This window comes from Paeniglutamicibacter kerguelensis (assembly GCF_017876535.1).
Taxonomy (GTDB): Bacteria; Actinomycetota; Actinomycetes; order Actinomycetales; family Micrococcaceae; genus Paeniglutamicibacter; species Paeniglutamicibacter kerguelensis.
This window is the reverse complement of sequence record NZ_JAGIOF010000001.1, coordinates 4,164,995-4,182,687: the sequence shown is the minus strand read 5'-3', so window position 1 is coordinate 4,182,687 and position 17,693 is coordinate 4,164,995. Positions and strand designations below refer to the sequence as shown.

Below are 17,693 nucleotides of genomic sequence, written 5' to 3'. Positions count from 1 at the left end.
TTAGTAAACAGTCGCTTCCCCCTGGTCTCTGCGGCCCACACCCGCTCACGCCAGCAAGTGGCGGTCACGGGGCAGGCCCCCCTTCTCCCGAAGTTACGGGGGCATTTTGCCGAGTTCCTTAACCATGATTCTCTCGATCGCCTTAGTATTCTCTACCTGATCACCTGTGTCGGTTTGGGGTACGGGCGGCTAAAACCTCGCGTCGATGCTTTTCTTGGCAGCATAGGATCACCGAATCACCCCCCGAGGGGGGCGCCTATCGGGTCTCAGGCTTATGTGAGTCGCGGATTTGCCTACGACTCGCCCTACATCCTTGGACCAGGTCAATTCCATTGCCTGGCTCGGCTACCTTCCTGCGTCACACCTGTTAATACGCTTAACTCCCCGGTTCGGGTCCCGCGCCGCACACCCGGTGCAAAGCCCGAAGGCTCCACGGTGGGTGGTTGGGGCGGTTAGCATCACCGGTTCGCTATGGGCGGTTTTTTGCCGGTACGGGAATATCAACCCGTTGTCCATCGACTACGCCTGTCGGCCTCGCCTTAGGTCCCGACTTACCCAGGGCAGATTAGCTTGACCCTGGAACCCTTGATCATTCGGCGGACGGGTTTCTCACCCGTCATTCGCTACTCATGCCTGCATTCTCACTCGTGTGGGCTCCACCGCTGGTTTACACCGCGACTTCACTGCCCACACGACGCTCCCCTACCCATCCAAACGGCTGGACCACGAAGGCCTACCAATATTTGAATGACGCAACTTCGGCGGTGTGCTTGAGCCCCGCTACATTGTCGGCGCGGAATCACTTGACCAGTGAGCTATTACGCACTCTTTCAAGGATGGCTGCTTCTAAGCCAACCTCCTGGTTGTCTTCGCAACTCCACATCCTTTTCCACTTAGCACACGCTTAGGGGCCTTAGTTGGCGTTCTGGGCTGTTTCCCTCTCGACTATGAAGCTTATCCCCCACAGTCTCACTGCTGCGCTCTCACTTACCGGCATTCGGAGTTTGGCTGACGTCAGTAACCTTGTAGGGCCCATTAGCCATCCAGTAGCTCTACCTCCGGTAAGAAACACGCAACGCTGCACCTAAATGCATTTCGGGGAGAACCAGCTATCACGAAGTTTGATTGGCCTTTCACCCCTACCCACAGCTCATCCCCTCCATTTTCAACTGAAGTGGGTTCGGTCCTCCACGCGCTCTTACACGCGCTTCAACCTGGCCATGGGTAGATCACTTCGCTTCGGGTCTAGATCACGCCACTAACTCGCCCTATTCAGACTCGCTTTCGCTACGGCTTCCCCACACGGGTTAACCTCGCGACGTAACACTAACTCGCAGGCTCATTCTTCAAAAGGCACGCTGTCACCCCAACAAGGAGGCTCCAACGGATTGTAAGCGCACGGTTTCAGGTACTATTTCACTCCCCTCCCGGGGTACTTTTCACCATTCCCTCACGGTACTTATCCGCTATCGGTCATTGGGTAGTATTTAGGCTTACCAGGTGGTCCTGGCGGATTCAAACGGGATTTCTCGGGCCCCGTCCTACTTGGGATGCTCTCACAAAGCGGCAGACACGCATTGGCACTACGGGACTCTCACCCTCTATGGTCCGGCATTCAAACCGGTTCGCCTATACGCCCGCACCTCACTTCACTGGTCCGGCAGAACCAGAACGTAAAAGTCCCACAACCCCGGCCATGCAACGCCCGCCGGCTATCACACATGGACCGGTTTAGCCCCTTCCGCGTTCGCTCGCCACTACTAACGGAATCACTTTTGTTTTCTCTTCCTGCGGGTACTGAGATGTTTCACTTCCCCGCGTTCCCTCCACGCAGCCTATGTGTTCAGCTGCGGGTCACACCACATGACATGGTGCGGGGTTTCCCCATTCGGAAATCCTGGTATCAACGTCCGGTTATCGACTCCTCCAGGCTTATCGCAGATTCCCACGTCCTTCTTCGGCTCCCAATGCCAAGGCATCCACCGTGCGCTCTTAAAAACTTGACCACAAACATGATCAAAAATTTACATGAGCTTAATTAATTACAATCGAAAGAACCAAGAAAGACACACACAAGGCATGTCCACCAGGTTCAATAATTCTTAAGAAATTGCTTATGCAAAACAAGACAAAAACACCGCCGACCCGAAGGCCACCGGCTCTTGATCTTGCTTCACAAGATGCTCGCGTCCACTATACAGTTCCCAAACAACAACCCCGTCACACCCACCACCGACACACACACCCTTCCGGGTGCGGACTGTGCGGCTTAGGCCATGCGCGGGAAACCAGAAAAAACCGAACCGGAACACCCCCGAAGGGAATGCGCCGGGCCTGTTGATCCAGGACCCAACAGTGTGCCAAAAGACCGTTCCACCCCCGGACACCACCCACGTTCCAACCACACACAAGGTGCGGCGTACTGATCGATCGTGCCCGAAACCGGACGGCCGTTGCTTGTTGATATTCCACCCTTGAGCACTCGCCCACCAACACAAGTGGTGGATGCGAGCAGCACTGAACACCCACGGTTCCCCGCACTTTGGCGTGGTCGCTTGGTGTTAGTTGCTCCTTAGAAAGGAGGTGATCCAGCCGCACCTTCCGGTACGGCTACCTTGTTACGACTTAGTCCCAATCGCCGGTCCCACCTTCGACGGCTCCCTCCCACAAGGGGTTAGGCCACCGGCTTCGGGTGTTACCAACTTTCGTGACTTGACGGGCGGTGTGTACAAGGCCCGGGAACGTATTCACCGCAGCGTTGCTGATCTGCGATTACTAGCGACTCCGACTTCATGGGGTCGAGTTGCAGACCCCAATCCGAACTGAGACCGGCTTTTTGGGATTAGCTCCACCTCACAGTATCGCAACCCATTGTACCGGCCATTGTAGCATGCGTGAAGCCCAAGACATAAGGGGCATGATGATTTGACGTCGTCCCCACCTTCCTCCGAGTTGACCCCGGCAGTCTCCTATGAGTCCCCGCCTTGACGCGCTGGCAACATAGAACGAGGGTTGCGCTCGTTGCGGGACTTAACCCAACATCTCACGACACGAGCTGACGACAACCATGCACCACCTGTGAACCAGCCCCAAAGGGGAAACCGTGTTTCCACGGCGGTCTGGCACATGTCAAGCCTTGGTAAGGTTCTTCGCGTTGCATCGAATTAATCCGCATGCTCCGCCGCTTGTGCGGGCCCCCGTCAATTCCTTTGAGTTTTAGCCTTGCGGCCGTACTCCCCAGGCGGGGCACTTAATGCGTTAGCTACGGCGCGGAAAACGTGGAATGTCCCCCACACCTAGTGCCCAACGTTTACGGCATGGACTACCAGGGTATCTAATCCTGTTCGCTCCCCATGCTTTCGCTCCTCAGCGTCAGTTAATGCCCAGAGACCTGCCTTCGCCATCGGTGTTCCTCCTGATATCTGCGCATTTCACCGCTACACCAGGAATTCCAGTCTCCCCTACATCACTCTAGTCTGCCCGTACCCACCGCAGATCCGAGGTTGAGCCTCGGACTTTCACGGCAGACGCGACAAACCGCCTACGAGCTCTTTACGCCCAATAATTCCGGATAACGCTTGCGCCCTACGTATTACCGCGGCTGCTGGCACGTAGTTAGCCGGCGCTTCTTCTGCAGGTACCGTCACTTTCGCTTCTTCCCTACTGAAAGAGGTTTACAACCCGAAGGCCGTCATCCCTCACGCGGCGTCGCTGCATCAGGCTTTCGCCCATTGTGCAATATTCCCCACTGCTGCCTCCCGTAGGAGTCTGGGCCGTGTCTCAGTCCCAGTGTGGCCGGTCACCCTCTCAGGCCGGCTACCCGTCGTCGCCTTGGTGAGCCATTACCTCACCAACAAGCTGATAGGCCGCGAGTCCATCCCTGACCAAAAAATCTTTCCACCAAGGACCATGCGGTCCACGGTGCATATCCAGTATTAGACCCAGTTTCCCGGGCTTATCCCAGAGTCAGGGGCAGGTTACTCACGTGTTACTCACCCGTTCGCCACTAATCACCCCAGCAAGCTGGGGGTCATCGTTCGACTTGCATGTGTTAAGCACGCCGCCAGCGTTCATCCTGAGCCAGGATCAAACTCTCCGTAAAAAAATACAGACACAACCATCACGCCGACTGGAAAAAGTCGGCCGGGTTGCACCAAGTAAAAAAAATCCCGGCAAATTGCCCCAGGTCCCCGCACGGGGGTGCGGACCCTGAAACCATTCACCAATAAAATAAATAAATTGGTATCAACAAACTTGGCACACTATTGAGTTCTCAAACAACAGACGCTTCCAACCTCCACGACCCGGGCTTACCAACCGCCGGCGCTTCGCTCTGGAGCAACTTATCCAGCCTAACCCACCGCGTGTCGAAGAGCAAATCGCACCAACCGGTGCTACCCGCCCCGCCGAACCGCGCCGCAAGGCACCGGAAAAACCGGTGACTTGCTGGGGGTAAGAAGGATGGTCGACCGGGAGATCCCCAGCGGCTTTACCCGCTGTCCTCATCCCGGCAACTCAGAAAACAATACACGCCTTCGGCCGCTTGCGCAAATCGGGGCCCTCCCGCCCCCAAAACCCCGCCGCACCGGCCCCAAGCGCCCCGCCGGGGCCCCGAAAGCACCCCGCACCCCCAAAAACCACCCTGTGACCCCCGCAACACCCGCCACCCCAACACCCGGCCACCGGACAAAACCCGCACCCGAACACCGCACCGCACTGCAAAAGGGCACCCGCCCCGGGATGCCCGACCAGGATGCCCGACCAGGACAAAGCGCCGGACAGGGACACCGGCCGCGCCGGCGGACACCCCGCCATCCCCCACAACCCCCACCGCGGGCACCCCGGGCACCCGGGGGCGGTGCGGCCCGCACGGGACGCCGGCCGGGAAGGACCCCCCGGCCCCCGGGCGGCGGTCCCGTTAAAGGGAAAAGGCCCCCGCAACGTGCGGGGGCCGGGGGCGGGGCGGGGCGGGGCGGTTAAAAGGGAAAAGGCCCCCCGCAACGTGCGGGGGGCGGGGGGCCGGCCACCGGAGGCCCGGCAGGAACCCCGCACCCGACTGGGAAGCGCCCCCATCCCCCACAACCCCCACCACCGACACCGGCCCGGTGCAGCCAGGGCACCCCGGGCGGCGGACCCGTTAAAGCAAAAAGGCCCCGGCCTGGGGCCGGGGTTAAAAGGAAAAAGGCCCGCAGCGGGTGCGGGGCCAGGTGTTTTCCGGCCACGGGCACAAAGCGGGGGGCGGGTTAAATGCGGAAGGACCCCCGGGCGCGTGGCCCGGGGGTCCTTCCGTCAAATAATGGTCCGGCGGTGTCCTACTCTCCCACACCCTCCCGAGTGCAGTACCATCGGCGCTGTGGGTCTTAGCTTCCGGGTTCGGTATGGGACCGGGCGTTTCCCCCACGCTATGACCGCCGTAACTCCTGTACCGCCGCCGCGGAGCATGCTCCGGCGGCGTGGTGAACCTGGGGTTACAGTGGTATCACTAGTGGTGATACATGTTTGGTTGTTCCGCGAAAAAACAATGGGTTGTTGTTTCGGGACCGTATAGTGGACGCAGCGTTTCTCGCCACACATCAATGTGTGTGGTGTTTGTGGTTTAAGTTGTCGGCCTATTAGTACGGGTCAGCTTCACGAGTCTTTGGTCCTCGCTTCCACATCCCGCCTATCAACCCAGTGGTCTGCTGGGGGCCTCTCGCACGACAAGCGTGCATGGAAATCTCATCTTGAAGTGGGCTTCCCGCTTAGATGCTTTCAGCGGTTATCCCTTCCGAACGTAGCCAATCAGCGGTGCACTTGGCAGTACAACTGACACACCAGAGGTTCGTCCGTCCCGGTCCTCTCGTACTAAGGACAGCTCTTCTCAAATTTCCTGCGCGCGCAGCGGATAGGGACCGAACTGTCTCACGACGTTCTAAACCCAGCTCGCGTACCGCTTTAATGGGCGAACAGCCCAACCCTTGGGACCTACTCCAGCCCCAGGATGCGACGAGCCGACATCGAGGTGCCAAACCATGCCGTCGATATGGACTCTTGGGCAAGATCAGCCTGTTATCCCCGAGGTACCTTTTATCCGTTGAGCGACGGCCGTTCCACAACGTGCCGCCGGATCACTAGTCCCGACTTTCGTCCCTGCTCGAGCTGTCGCTCTCACAGTCAAGCTCCCTTGTGCACTTACACTCGACACCTGATTGCCAACCAGGCTGAGGGAACCTTTGGGCGCCTCCGTTACTTTTTAGGAGGCAACCGCCCCAGTTAAACTACCCATCAGGCACTGTCCCTGACCCAGATTATGGGCCGAAGTTAGGTGACCGGTACAGCCAGAGTGGTATTTCAACGATGACTCCACCCGAACTAGCGTCCGGGCTTCACAGTCTCCCACCTATCCTACACAAGCTGCACCGAACACCAATACCAAACTATAGTAAAGGTCTCGGGGTCTTTCCGTCCTGCTGCGCGTAACGAGCATCTTTACTCGTAGTGCAATTTCGCCGAGTTCATGGTTGAGACAGCGGGGAAGTCGTTACTCCATTCGTGCAGGTCGGAACTTACCCGACAAGGAATTTCGCTACCTTAGGATGGTTATAGTTACCACCGCCGTTTACTGGGGCTTAAATTCTCAGCTTCGCCCACAAGGGGCTAACCGGTCCTCTTAACCTTCCAGCACCGGGCAGGAGTCAGTCCGTATACATCGTCTTGCGACTTCGCACGGACCTGTGTTTTTAGTAAACAGTCGCTTCCCCCTGGTCTCTGCGGCCCACACCCGCTCACGCCAGCAAGTGGCGGTCACGGGGCAGGCCCCCCTTCTCCCGAAGTTACGGGGGCATTTTGCCGAGTTCCTTAACCATGATTCTCTCGATCGCCTTAGTATTCTCTACCTGATCACCTGTGTCGGTTTGGGGTACGGGCGGCTAAAACCTCGCGTCGATGCTTTTCTTGGCAGCATAGGATCACCGAATCACCCCCCGAGGGGGGCGCCTATCGGGTCTCAGGCTTATGTGAGTCGCGGATTTGCCTACGACTCGCCCTACATCCTTGGACCAGGTCAATTCCATTGCCTGGCTCGGCTACCTTCCTGCGTCACACCTGTTAATACGCTTAACTCCCCGGTTCGGGTCCCGCGCCGCACACCCGGTGCAAAGCCCGAAGGCTCCACGGTGGGTGGTTGGGGCGGTTAGCATCACCGGTTCGCTATGGGCGGTTTTTTGCCGGTACGGGAATATCAACCCGTTGTCCATCGACTACGCCTGTCGGCCTCGCCTTAGGTCCCGACTTACCCAGGGCAGATTAGCTTGACCCTGGAACCCTTGATCATTCGGCGGACGGGTTTCTCACCCGTCATTCGCTACTCATGCCTGCATTCTCACTCGTGTGGGCTCCACCGCTGGTTTACACCGCGACTTCACTGCCCACACGACGCTCCCCTACCCATCCAAACGGCTGGACCACGAAGGCCTACCAATATTTGAATGACGCAACTTCGGCGGTGTGCTTGAGCCCCGCTACATTGTCGGCGCGGAATCACTTGACCAGTGAGCTATTACGCACTCTTTCAAGGATGGCTGCTTCTAAGCCAACCTCCTGGTTGTCTTCGCAACTCCACATCCTTTTCCACTTAGCACACGCTTAGGGGCCTTAGTTGGCGTTCTGGGCTGTTTCCCTCTCGACTATGAAGCTTATCCCCCACAGTCTCACTGCTGCGCTCTCACTTACCGGCATTCGGAGTTTGGCTGACGTCAGTAACCTTGTAGGGCCCATTAGCCATCCAGTAGCTCTACCTCCGGTAAGAAACACGCAACGCTGCACCTAAATGCATTTCGGGGAGAACCAGCTATCACGAAGTTTGATTGGCCTTTCACCCCTACCCACAGCTCATCCCCTCCATTTTCAACTGAAGTGGGTTCGGTCCTCCACGCGCTCTTACACGCGCTTCAACCTGGCCATGGGTAGATCACTTCGCTTCGGGTCTAGATCACGCCACTAACTCGCCCTATTCAGACTCGCTTTCGCTACGGCTTCCCCACACGGGTTAACCTCGCGACGTAACACTAACTCGCAGGCTCATTCTTCAAAAGGCACGCTGTCACCCCAACAAGGAGGCTCCAACGGATTGTAAGCGCACGGTTTCAGGTACTATTTCACTCCCCTCCCGGGGTACTTTTCACCATTCCCTCACGGTACTTATCCGCTATCGGTCATTGGGTAGTATTTAGGCTTACCAGGTGGTCCTGGCGGATTCAAACGGGATTTCTCGGGCCCCGTCCTACTTGGGATGCTCTCACAAAGCGGCAGACACGCATTGGCACTACGGGACTCTCACCCTCTATGGTCCGGCATTCAAACCGGTTCGCCTATACGCCCGCACCTCACTTCACTGGTCCGGCAGAACCAGAACGTAAAAGTCCCACAACCCCGGCCATGCAACGCCCGCCGGCTATCACACATGGACCGGTTTAGCCCCTTCCGCGTTCGCTCGCCACTACTAACGGAATCACTTTTGTTTTCTCTTCCTGCGGGTACTGAGATGTTTCACTTCCCCGCGTTCCCTCCACGCAGCCTATGTGTTCAGCTGCGGGTCACACCACATGACATGGTGCGGGGTTTCCCCATTCGGAAATCCTGGTATCAACGTCCGGTTATCGACTCCTCCAGGCTTATCGCAGATTCCCACGTCCTTCTTCGGCTCCCAATGCCAAGGCATCCACCGTGCGCTCTTAAAAACTTGACCACAAACATGATCAAAAATTTACATGAGCTTAATTAATTACAATCGAAAGAACCAAGAAAGACACACACAAGGCATGTCCACCAGGTTCAATAATTCTTAAGAAATTGCTTATGCAAAACAAGACAAAAACACCGCCGACCCGAAGGCCACCGGCTCTTGATCTTGCTTCACAAGATGCTCGCGTCCACTATACAGTTCCCAAACAACAACCCCGTCACACCCACCACCGACACACACACCCTTCCGGGTGCGGACTGTGCGGCTTAGGCCATGCGCGGGAAACCAGAAAAAACCGAACCGGAACACCCCCGAAGGGAATGCGCCGGGCCTGTTGATCCAGGACCCAACAGTGTGCCAAAAGACCGTTCCACCCCCGGACACCACCCACGTTCCAACCACACACAAGGTGCGGCGTACTGATCGATCGTGCCCGAAACCGGACGGCCGTTGCTTGTTGATATTCCACCCTTGAGCACTCGCCCACCAACACAAGTGGTGGATGCGAGCAGCACTGAACACCCACGGTTCCCCGCACTTTGGCGTGGTCGCTTGGTGTTAGTTGCTCCTTAGAAAGGAGGTGATCCAGCCGCACCTTCCGGTACGGCTACCTTGTTACGACTTAGTCCCAATCGCCGGTCCCACCTTCGACGGCTCCCTCCCACAAGGGGTTAGGCCACCGGCTTCGGGTGTTACCAACTTTCGTGACTTGACGGGCGGTGTGTACAAGGCCCGGGAACGTATTCACCGCAGCGTTGCTGATCTGCGATTACTAGCGACTCCGACTTCATGGGGTCGAGTTGCAGACCCCAATCCGAACTGAGACCGGCTTTTTGGGATTAGCTCCACCTCACAGTATCGCAACCCATTGTACCGGCCATTGTAGCATGCGTGAAGCCCAAGACATAAGGGGCATGATGATTTGACGTCGTCCCCACCTTCCTCCGAGTTGACCCCGGCAGTCTCCTATGAGTCCCCGCCTTGACGCGCTGGCAACATAGAACGAGGGTTGCGCTCGTTGCGGGACTTAACCCAACATCTCACGACACGAGCTGACGACAACCATGCACCACCTGTGAACCAGCCCCAAAGGGGAAACCGTGTTTCCACGGCGGTCTGGCACATGTCAAGCCTTGGTAAGGTTCTTCGCGTTGCATCGAATTAATCCGCATGCTCCGCCGCTTGTGCGGGCCCCCGTCAATTCCTTTGAGTTTTAGCCTTGCGGCCGTACTCCCCAGGCGGGGCACTTAATGCGTTAGCTACGGCGCGGAAAACGTGGAATGTCCCCCACACCTAGTGCCCAACGTTTACGGCATGGACTACCAGGGTATCTAATCCTGTTCGCTCCCCATGCTTTCGCTCCTCAGCGTCAGTTAATGCCCAGAGACCTGCCTTCGCCATCGGTGTTCCTCCTGATATCTGCGCATTTCACCGCTACACCAGGAATTCCAGTCTCCCCTACATCACTCTAGTCTGCCCGTACCCACCGCAGATCCGAGGTTGAGCCTCGGACTTTCACGGCAGACGCGACAAACCGCCTACGAGCTCTTTACGCCCAATAATTCCGGATAACGCTTGCGCCCTACGTATTACCGCGGCTGCTGGCACGTAGTTAGCCGGCGCTTCTTCTGCAGGTACCGTCACTTTCGCTTCTTCCCTACTGAAAGAGGTTTACAACCCGAAGGCCGTCATCCCTCACGCGGCGTCGCTGCATCAGGCTTTCGCCCATTGTGCAATATTCCCCACTGCTGCCTCCCGTAGGAGTCTGGGCCGTGTCTCAGTCCCAGTGTGGCCGGTCACCCTCTCAGGCCGGCTACCCGTCGTCGCCTTGGTGAGCCATTACCTCACCAACAAGCTGATAGGCCGCGAGTCCATCCCTGACCAAAAAATCTTTCCACCAAGGACCATGCGGTCCACGGTGCATATCCAGTATTAGACCCAGTTTCCCGGGCTTATCCCAGAGTCAGGGGCAGGTTACTCACGTGTTACTCACCCGTTCGCCACTAATCACCCCAGCAAGCTGGGGGTCATCGTTCGACTTGCATGTGTTAAGCACGCCGCCAGCGTTCATCCTGAGCCAGGATCAAACTCTCCGTAAAAAAATACAGACACAACCATCACGCCGACTGGAAAAAGTCGGCCGGGTTGCACCAAGTAAAAAAAATCCCGGCAAATTGCCCCAGGTCCCCGCACGGGGGTGCGGACCCTGAAACCATTCACCAATAAAATAAATAAATTGGTATCAACAAACTTGGCACACTATTGAGTTCTCAAACAACAGACGCTTCCAACCTCCACGACCCGGGCTTACCAACCGCCGGCGCTTCGCTCTGGAGCAACTTCACTACCTTAGTCCGGAAGCAACCCGGAGTCAATTCGACATCCGGTGTTCTTCCAAAATCCTTCTCGCCAACCCCCGCCCGTTTCCCTTTCGGGCTACGCTGCGGTGTCCGGCGCGAGAAACAACTCTACGCGCCCCGGCCCCGGAAGTCCAACCGGGCCCCTCCCCGCCGGTCGGAACCCGGAAACCCCGCAAAGACGGGGGCAACGGCCCCGGAACACCCGAAAAAGACGGAAATCGGGCCCATTTCACTGATTTGAGGATTTGAGTGCTGCATCACAGGCACCTGCCTCCGCCGGTCATAGACTCGGTACATGGCTGCACCTACCCCTCGGAACACCCGACCACAACCGGCGACCGACGCGCTGCAACAACGCCTTGGCTATGTCGAACCGATTTTCAACGCATCGATGGCCGGCGCTGCCGGCGGCTCCCTAGCCGCGGCGGTATCCGCAGCCGGAGGGTTCGGCATGCTGGGCATCGGAGGAAACGACACCAAGGAATGGATCGACCAACAATCCGAGCTTGCCACCTCGGCATCCCGACCTTGGGGCGCCGGCTTGATGGCGTGGGTCCTGGAGAAGTCACTCGATCCGCTGCACCAGGTGCTTGCCCACGGACCTTCCTTCATCTGTATCAGTTTCGGCGAACCTGGACCGGCCGCGCGGTGCATGAAGCCGGCGTGTGGGTAGGAATGCAGGTGGGCAATGCGGCGGAACTTGAACGTGCCCTTCAGTCCGACATCGACGTGGTCATCTGTCGCGGCAGCGAGGGCGGCGGGCACGGCCGGAACGAGGTTTCGACGCTCCCCTTGTTGCAACTGGCGCTCTCAACCACGGAGAAGCCCCTCATCGCCGCCGGCGGTATCGGCACCAAGGCAGGTGTTGCGGCGGTCCTGGGGGCTGGCGCGTCCGCCGCATGGATCGGCACACGGTTCGCCACGGCCACGGAGTCCCTGAGCCACCCGAACATCAAGCAGGCAATAGGCAGCGCCGGCATCGACGACACCGTATATACAAGGGCGTTCGATATCGCCCAACGCATTGCCTGGCCCGTTGAGTATGGCGGCCGGGCCCTGCAAAACGACTTCAGCGATACCTGGGCCGACGACATCGAAAGGCTCGGCACGGCAGTCAAAGAGGGTGGCGATATCACCAGGGCCGTCGATGAAGCGCGTGTGAAGGCCGACGTCAGCACGGCCCCCGTATATGCGGGGCAATCCGCCGGCTTGTCGACGACCGGGCAGAGCGCCGCGCGGATCATGGCGGACCTGGCCGGATTCCGTGAATTGCTCAACCGGGCGGCGGGCCGCTGGGAATCCCGCTAGGGAAACTCCTTATATACGGCTGTCTAGTAACCCAGCGGGGTGTTGTCGATCAGGCGGACCTGGCCGACCTTCGCGGCCACCAGCAGCAGGCCCTCGCCGGTGAAGGGGGTTTCCCTGCAGTTGAACGCGAGTTCCTGCAGCGTGTTGGGGTCGACGAGTTCGAAGTAGTCGAGCTCGACCAACGGTTCCTCCTCGAAGAGCGCCACGGCATCCTCCAGGAAGAGCGGCTCGTGCCGATCGGCCCGGACCTTGATCATGTTCATCGCCCGGAAAATGACCAGCGCGGCCTCGGCCTGCTCGGGGGTGAGGAATTGGTTGCGGCTCGAGAGCGCCAGGCCCTCCGCGGTGCGGATGATCGGCACCGAGCAGATCTCGACCGGGTAATTCAGGTCCTTGGCCATCCGGTTGATCAGCACCAGCTGCTGGGCGTCCTTCTGCCCGAAGTATGCGCTGTACCTCGCGGGAACGGGGCAGCTTGCCGGGGGCATGGCCAGGTGCAGCAGCTTGGCCACCACCGCAAGCATGCCGTCGAAGTGCCCGGGGCGCGAGGCGCCCTCGAACTTGGCGCCCAGCGCGCCCGAGTCCAGCTTCACCAGCGGGCGGCCGTCCGGGTAGACCTCGCCGGGCTCCGGTGCGAACACGATGTCCGCACCGGCGCGGGCCAGGATCCGGACATCGGCGTCCAGGGTGCGCGGGTAGCGTTCGAAGTCCGCGGCGTCGTTGAACTGGAGCTCGTTAACGAAGATGCTGACCACCAGCACGTCGTTTTGCGCGCGGGCCGTTGCCACCAGTGATTCGTGCCCCGAATGCAGGGCACCCATGGTTGGCACCAGTCCCAGGGTCGCCGTGCCCCCGGCCGCGGCCACCCGCACCAGGCGATCGGCAATGGCGGCCGAAAGTTCCAGGGCCGTACGGACTACCAGCGGTTCTTGGTTGCGTTTACCAGCGTCATTGCTCACCGACCCAGTTTATCGCCGGGCCGGCCGCGGGAGCCCGGTTGCTACGTTTGGTTGCGGTGGCTCAGCGTGCGGCGCCGTCGATGGCGGCCAGGATCGCCTCGAGCTTGTCCGTGCCGATCAGTCCGCGGGCGTTGGCGCGCAGCGCGGTGGCCCGGCTCATGGCCAGGTAGCCCTCGCGGGTGTCCCGGGCGACCCCGGCGGAATCCAGCGCGGCCTTGTGCTCGGCCACCGTTTGCACGTCCCCGCGGGCGATCGGGCCGGTCAACGCGCCCTCGCCGGAGGCCAGCGCATTCTCCAGGGAGGCGCGCATCAGCGATGAAAGCACCCGTTCGGGATGCTCGACCCCGATGCCGGACAGCAACCCCGCGGCCTGCCCGGCGATTGTCACCAGGTGGTTCGACGCGTGCGCCAGCGCCGCGTGGTAAATCACGCGGTCTTCCTCGGCGATGGCCACGGGTTCGCCGCCCATCTCCACCACCAGCGCCTGGGCGATGGGCAGCACCATGTTCGGTGCCGTGACCCCGAAGGCGCAGTCGTTGAGCCGCTCCAGGTCCATGCTCATGCCGGTGAAGGTCATCGCCGGGTGGATTGCCAGGGCGATGGCCCCGGCTTGGCTGGCGGGGGCCAGCACCTTGGTGCCGTAGCGCCCGGCGGTGTGCACCACCAGTTGCCCGGCCTGCCAGTGTCCGGCCGCTGCCAGTCCCGACACCAGGTCGGCCAGCGCGTCGTCGGGCACCGCCAAGAGCACCAGTTCGGCGCGCCGCAGGATCTCCGGGATTTCCAGCACCGGAACCCCGGGAAGCAGCATTTCGGCGCGTTCCTTCGAGGCCTCGGAAACAGCATGCACCCCGACGATCTGGTGTTCGGCGGCGCGCAGGGCCGCGCCGAGCACGGCGCCGACCTTCCCCGCCCCGATGATTCCGACGCCCAGGCGCCCGGGCCGCGATGCCTTCATCAGGCTTCCTCCAACCAGTGGTTCGTGTCTTTTTTCTTGCGTGCAACCGCTGCGCGGTCGGACTGCGCCAGGAAGAGGGCGCGCGCCTCGTCGAGATCCATTTGGTGCACCACCGGGGCCACCGGGCCGGCGATCGTCGCGAGCTGAAGCTCGGCCACGCCGAAACGCCTGGCCAGCGGGCCCTGGTACAGGCGGATGCCCTGGGTGCGTTCGTGCGGGACGATGGCCGTGGTGCGGTGGAACGCGCCGCTGCGGGCCACCAGCGCGGTGTCGGTGACGGCGTAACCCTGCCGGCGGTGGGCCAGCGGGGAAAGCGGGCGCACCCGGCGCGGGGAAACGATGAAACCGTGCCCGTCGCCGCTGCCGTTGATGGCCGCGGCGAAGAATTCGCGTGCGGCGGGGGTGCCCGGATCGGGCAGCACCACCGAAAGCACCGCCAGCACGTCCTCGTAGGTTCCCACGGGAAGCAGCACCGAGCGTTCCGCCGAATCCTCGGCGCCGGCCCCGCCGACGCCCGCCACGTTCACAGCGACCTTGTACCATCCGAAACGGCGCCAGAAGAAGGGGGCACTGACCTTGATGGCCTGCACGCGTCCGGGCGGGACGGTCTGGTGGCGTGTGTCAAGCAGCCCGTAGCTCAGCCGCAACCCGTCGGCGCTTGTTGCGGCCTTGAAGTTGTAGCCGGTGTTGATGTGGTTCCATAGCACCCCGCCCAGGCCCAGGAACGCCGGAATCAGGTAGACGGGGTTGAACCCGTCGAACGCCGACATGGAGTAGGCCAGGCCGGCGAGACCCAGCACGACGAACATCGTGACGGGGCGCAGCAGCAGCGAACCGACCAGCCGCCCCACGGGGACGGTTGCCACGACGTACTCGCTGGCAGCTTGCAGCTGTGCGGCTGCCGAGTCCGGCGCGTGGACGCCCCGATCGGCCCCGGCACCGTGTTCGGACGGTTCACCCTGTTCCGGGCCCGGTGTCCGGGACTGCTGCGGGGCTTCGGCCGCCTTCAATCCCGCCGCCCGCGCCAGGATGGTGTTGCGCAGCTGGTGCGCCTCTGAAAGCTTGATGTAGGAAAGGCTCATCGCCGCGGAGCCGGAATCGGCGACGTCGAAGCGGAGTTCCGCGAGCCCGAAGATGCGGGCGACCAGCGGCTGGGCGATGTCGATCGACTGCACCCTGTCGATGCGGGCTTGTCGCTGCTGGCGGAAGATCATGCCGGAGTTCACGTTCACGTGCCGGTCGGTGATTTGGTACTTGGTGAACCACCAGGAACCCAGGAATCCCAGCAGGATCAAGACCAGGATGCCCGAGCCGATGAGTACGGGCACCAGCAGGGACCCGCCGTCGACGAACTCCTCGCCGGGGTAGGGCCCCTCCCCGCCGAAGGACGAGGAAAGCGTGTTTTGCCCGTAGACGAACGCGATGGCAACCACCGCAAGCCAGCCGCGCACCAGCGGGGAGACGGGGTGGACCCGCTGCCACGGCTCCGCGTGGCCGTTTGCGGGTTCGCTTGCCGGCACGCTCACAGTCCGGCCAATCGCGATTCGCCGCGCGCGGCAAGCTGTTCGCGCAGCCGGGTCCCCTCGGCCATCGGAAGCCCGGGGATTTCGGCGGTCGCGTCGGCTGCCGCGGTGTGCAGCTTGACCTTGCACAATCCCAGCATCCTGTCGATCGGGCCGACGGCAACATCGACGAACTGCATGCGCCCGTAGGGCACCACCAGGACCTTCTGGAACATCAGGCCGTGGCGCACCAGCAGGTCATCGGCGCGTTCCGCGTATCCGATGGCGGCCACCTGGCGCGGAATCACGGCCAATCGGATGAGTTCGGCGGCAAGCACCACGGCCGGCAGGGCGATGCCCAGCCACAGCGGGTAGCCCGGCCACAGGCCGACCAGATGCAAAACCAGGGGTACGGAGAGCGCCGCCAGGGTGATCAGCACGGAGATTCCCCACCCCACCATGCGGACCTTCGCGTACTGCGGCGACACCCGCTTCCACTCGATCCCGGCCGGGTCAATTGGTTCCTGCGGCATAGCCTTCCTCGTCCTTGCCCTGGGCGCGACCCTCCGGGCTGGAGGGCTCCTCCGGGGGAAGTTTGCAGAACTGTTCCACAACCCAACCAACGATAGCCATGACCAGCGCCCCGCCGATCATCAACAAGGATGATTTCACCGCGTCGCTGCCCGTGCCGGAAGCGCCAATCAGCCCGACCAGGATGCCGACGTGCCAGCCGGCGATCGCGCTGCCCGCGTAGGTGCAGGACTGGGCCAGCACCAGGGTGCGGGCCGCGGCGATGGGGTTGATCGGGGCCTTGGTCTTGCCGCCGGTGTACCGCTTGACGCGGATGCCCATCACCAGGGTCAGCACTGTGGCCGCCCCCATGGTCAGCAGCGAGGTCCAGTGCAGCACCGGAACCGCATAGCCGTTGGAGGCCGTGATCGACTGCACCGTGTATCCGGCCGCCGTCGCCACGGCCAGGACCGTCACCACCCACAGTGGACGCAGTGAGTTCATGGTCTAGGCACCATCCCCGTAACGGGTCACGTCGGCGGAGTCCGCGGCCGCCGCCGCCAGTGCGGAAACAGGCCTTCCGGCAAGCATCGCGTCGGGTTCCATCCACAGCCACGGCACCAGCACAAAGCCGCGTTCCGCGGCGCGCGGGTGCGGCAGGGTCAGCACCGGGTCGTCGCTGCTGGTTTCCCCGTAGGTGATCACGTCCACGTCCAGGGTGCGCGGGCCCCAGCGCACCTCGCGGGTGCGCAGGTGGGTTTGCTCCACGGCCTGGCAGGCCGCCAAGAGTTCCAGCGGGGCAAGGCTCGTTTCGACGCGCACCACCAGGTTCAGGAAATCGGGTTGTCCCGCGGGGCCGCCCACCGGCTTGGTCACGGCCGTCCCGGAGACGGACACCAGGTCGATTCCCTCGGTGGCGGCGATTTCGGCGACGGCCGCCTCAAGCGTTCCGGCACGTTCGCCCAGGTTCGAGCCGAGGGCAAGGATGCAGGAGGCCATCTGGGTCACTCCCGTTCCCGGTAGATGTGGATGCGTACATCGGTGAACGGCACGGTGATCGGGGCCTTGGGCTTGTGCACGACGACCTCCACGGCCGAAACCACGGCGAATTCCTTCAGGATCGCCGCGGCGGTCTTTTCCGCGAGGGTTTCGATCAGGTCCCACGGGCCGTCCTGGATCTGCTCGACGACAAGTTCGCCCAGTTCCCCGTAGTGCGCAGTGTCTGCGACGTTGTCGCTGGCGGCCGCCGGCCGGATGTCGGTGTGCAGCACGATGTCGAGGGTGAAGGGCTGGCCGTCTCGCTTCTCGCTTTCGAAGACCCCGTGGTGCCCGATCGCCGTGATGCCGGTGAGCGTGATGGTGTCGGTGCGCATGCCC

At 61.2% G+C, this 17,693-nt stretch carries 9 protein-coding genes and 5 rRNA genes; 2 read left to right on the top strand and 12 right to left on the bottom strand.

Features of this window, described 5'->3' with window-relative positions; genetic code table 11:
* The 5 genes from JOF47_RS18995 to JOF47_RS18975 form a co-directional block, all read right to left on the bottom strand.
* Positions 1-2,006: ribosomal RNA gene (locus JOF47_RS18995) — 23S ribosomal RNA — on the bottom strand; the annotation flags it as partial.
* 570 nt (positions 2,007-2,576) lie between these two features.
* Positions 2,577-4,102 (bottom strand): 16S ribosomal RNA (locus JOF47_RS18990).
* A gap of 1,197 nt (positions 4,103-5,299) precedes the next feature.
* Positions 5,300-5,416 (bottom strand): 5S ribosomal RNA (gene rrf, locus JOF47_RS18985).
* Between the two features lie 176 nt (positions 5,417-5,592).
* Positions 5,593-8,725: ribosomal RNA gene (locus tag JOF47_RS18980) — 23S ribosomal RNA — on the bottom strand.
* Positions 8,726-9,295: 570 nt separating this feature from the next.
* Positions 9,296-10,821: ribosomal RNA gene (locus JOF47_RS18975) — 16S ribosomal RNA — on the bottom strand.
* 556 nt (positions 10,822-11,377) lie between these two features.
* Here JOF47_RS18975 and JOF47_RS22040 point away from each other — a divergent pair.
* Together JOF47_RS22040 and JOF47_RS22035 are read left to right on the top strand one after the other, a co-directional pair.
* Positions 11,378-11,755: a hypothetical protein gene (locus JOF47_RS22040; protein WP_245356430.1), complete on the top strand. Its 378-nt coding sequence runs from the start codon at positions 11,378-11,380 to the stop codon at positions 11,753-11,755.
* 8 nt (positions 11,756-11,763) lie between these two features.
* Positions 11,764-12,390: an NAD(P)H-dependent flavin oxidoreductase gene (locus tag JOF47_RS22035; RefSeq protein ID WP_342592843.1), complete on the top strand. Its 627-nt coding sequence runs from the start codon at positions 11,764-11,766 to the stop codon at positions 12,388-12,390.
* A 23-nt stretch (positions 12,391-12,413) separates the two neighbouring features.
* Here JOF47_RS22035 and panC read toward each other — a convergent pair whose 3' ends face one another.
* The 7 genes from panC to folB all read right to left on the bottom strand — a co-directional run bounded on the left by panC (position 12,414) and on the right by folB (position 17,689).
* Positions 12,414-13,349: a pantoate--beta-alanine ligase gene (gene panC, locus JOF47_RS18965; protein WP_377738679.1), complete on the bottom strand. Its 936-nt coding sequence runs from the start codon at positions 13,347-13,349 to the stop codon at positions 12,414-12,416.
* Between the two features lie 61 nt (positions 13,350-13,410).
* Positions 13,411-14,304 carry a Rossmann-like and DUF2520 domain-containing protein gene (locus tag JOF47_RS18960; RefSeq protein ID WP_210001257.1) on the bottom strand — a complete coding sequence of 298 codons (894 nt, stop codon included), beginning with the start codon at positions 14,302-14,304 and terminating at the stop codon, positions 13,411-13,413.
* On the bottom strand, positions 14,304-15,830 hold the full coding sequence (locus JOF47_RS18955) for a PH domain-containing protein (protein WP_210001254.1): 1,527 nt from the start codon (positions 15,828-15,830) through the stop codon (positions 14,304-14,306). The genes JOF47_RS18960 and JOF47_RS18955 overlap by 1 nt, the downstream gene beginning before the upstream one ends.
* A complete protein-coding gene (locus JOF47_RS18950) occupies positions 15,827-16,339 on the bottom strand; it encodes a PH domain-containing protein (protein ID WP_210001252.1) in 513 nt (170 codons plus the stop codon). Before JOF47_RS18950 ends, JOF47_RS18955 begins: the two co-directional genes overlap by 4 nt.
* Positions 16,320-16,820 carry a DUF3180 domain-containing protein gene (locus JOF47_RS18945; protein WP_210001250.1) on the bottom strand — a complete coding sequence of 167 codons (501 nt, stop codon included), beginning with the start codon at positions 16,818-16,820 and terminating at the stop codon, positions 16,320-16,322. The genes JOF47_RS18950 and JOF47_RS18945 overlap by 20 nt, the downstream gene beginning before the upstream one ends.
* Positions 16,821-16,823: 3 nt before the next feature.
* A complete protein-coding gene (gene folK, locus JOF47_RS18940; protein ID WP_210001870.1) occupies positions 16,824-17,315 on the bottom strand; it encodes a 2-amino-4-hydroxy-6-hydroxymethyldihydropteridine diphosphokinase in 492 nt (163 codons plus the stop codon).
* Between the two features lie 5 nt (positions 17,316-17,320).
* Entirely contained in the window at positions 17,321-17,689 is a 369-nt protein-coding gene (folB, locus tag JOF47_RS18935) for a dihydroneopterin aldolase (RefSeq protein WP_210001248.1), read from the bottom strand.
* Positions 17,690-17,693: the final 4 nt, after the last annotated feature.

Bases quoted from the DNA above. Each gene is read 5' to 3' on its own strand.
- JOF47_RS22040 (WP_245356430.1), top strand. From the start codon at position 11,378: ATGGCTGCACCTACCCCTCGGAACACCCGACCACAACCGGCGACCGAC.
- JOF47_RS18960 (WP_210001257.1), bottom strand. From the start codon at position 14,304: ATGAAGGCATCGCGGCCCGGGCGCCTGGGCGTCGGAATCATCGGGGCG.
- JOF47_RS18950 (WP_210001252.1), bottom strand. From the start codon at position 16,339: ATGCCGCAGGAACCAATTGACCCGGCCGGGATCGAGTGGAAGCGGGTG.
- JOF47_RS18945 (WP_210001250.1), bottom strand. From the start codon at position 16,820: ATGAACTCACTGCGTCCACTGTGGGTGGTGACGGTCCTGGCCGTGGCG.
- folK (WP_210001870.1), bottom strand. From the start codon at position 17,315: ATGGCCTCCTGCATCCTTGCCCTCGGCTCGAACCTGGGCGAACGTGCC.
- folB (WP_210001248.1), bottom strand. From the start codon at position 17,689: ATGCGCACCGACACCATCACGCTCACCGGCATCACGGCGATCGGGCAC.